Raw genomic sequence first — 1,313 nt, 5'->3', positions numbered from 1 at the left:
CGTCGGCGAAACCGTCGACCAAAGCGTGCAGACACGCTAGGAAGAGCAAAGAAGATACTCCTCCATATCAGAAGTAAACTTAGGATTCGTTTTTTACTTTCACCTGCTTTGACTTTTGCAGGTCTTTGTAAACGAACCAAGCAAAACCACCTAAAAATGCAATTGTGCCACCGATTACGAGTAAGCTAGCGGCGATAGTTTCATCAAAATACATTGTTTGTTCCTCCTCAATTGTTGAGCCCAGATTAGCACCAGCCTAATCTCAAGCAATTGACATACATCAAACTAAGTTGCCTTTGTTCGTTATGGATTGCATCACGCTTTTTACGGCAATTGGCAATCACACTTGCTCATTACACGCACTTAGAACAGACTTCCCGCTTCGCTAACCACTTTGCAAGCAAGCCCATGTCTTTAATGTTCGAAGAAATTGATAGTCAGACCTCGCCACTTGGAGAGATCTCCCTCAGACGGCGGCGTCTGCCTGCTTTTGGCGAACGGGACATCTACGAAGTGAAACTTGGCGACGAGTTTTTAATGTCCAGTATGTTCGTCGATGCAGAACAAGCACTTTCAACACTCGGGCTTGCAGCACTAACAGGCAACTCTCTGGATGTTGTGGTTGGGGGTCTAGGCTTAGGTTACACGGCTGTAGAAGCGCTTAAAGACCCACGGGTAAATGAGCTTCTGGTGGTTGATGCGCTTGATACGGTTATTAACTGGCACAAAGACGAACTCGTGCCATTGGGGAAAATACTAAACGCTGATCAGAGAAATCGCTATATCAGTGGCAGCTTCTTTGACCTAGCCGTCGAGCCAAACTCGGGATTCGATCCAACACAGCCAGGCAGGCAATTTGACGCGATATTGTTAGACATAGACCACTCTCCAACAGAGTTTCTAAATAGCGCCAATGCCCACTTTTATACTAGCGAAAACTTGCGCCAGATGGCGGCACAATTAAAACCGAATGGTGTATTTGCCATGTGGTCTCAAAACCTGCCGGAGACCGAGTTTGAAGAACTGTTAAACACGGTATTTCCGAAAGTTGAATCGCACATCGTATCGTTTTTTAATCCTTTCAGGAGCCGAGAGGAAACAAATTCCGTTTACGTGTGCGTTGCATCTTAGCGTGTGCTTGTCCCAGATTGATCCATCATTCCAAAATTACCGTTTTGATCGAATTTATCGCGGACAAAATTCGGTATAGGACAGCTAGAAAAATCAGCAGCATTCACGAAAACATACACCGCTTCAGCGGTTGCAATCAGCGCGTGTCCAGCTGAACTGCGCACTTCAGTGTGCAGAGAAAA

Annotated in this window: 3 protein-coding genes; 1 reads left to right on the top strand and 2 read right to left on the bottom strand. The window is 45.8% G+C overall.

Going from position 1 to position 1,313, the window contains the following annotated elements; translation table 11 throughout:
* Positions 1-79 precede the first annotated feature (79 nt).
* The gene (ccoM, locus tag A3750_RS27170; protein WP_255374890.1) at positions 80-214 is read right to left on the bottom strand and encodes a cytochrome c oxidase subunit CcoM; all 135 of its coding nucleotides are present in this window, start codon (positions 212-214) and stop codon (positions 80-82) included.
* Positions 215-408: 194 nt separating this feature from the next.
* Between ccoM and A3750_RS21955 the strand changes: the two genes are divergently transcribed.
* Entirely contained in the window at positions 409-1,131 is a 723-nt protein-coding gene (locus tag A3750_RS21955) for a spermidine synthase (RefSeq protein ID WP_068456302.1), read from the top strand.
* Here the strand turns inward: A3750_RS21955 and A3750_RS27020 are convergent.
* The coding region (locus A3750_RS27020; protein ID WP_231871918.1) for a hypothetical protein at positions 1,128-1,313 on the bottom strand (186 nt) is incomplete at its 5' end. The two genes, A3750_RS21955 and A3750_RS27020, sit on opposite strands and share 4 nt — an antisense overlap.

It is taken from the genome of Oleiphilus sp. HI0079 (assembly GCF_001635105.1).
The sequence above is the reverse complement of the archived record's forward strand: the minus strand, read 5'-3'. Positions and strand labels throughout refer to the sequence as shown.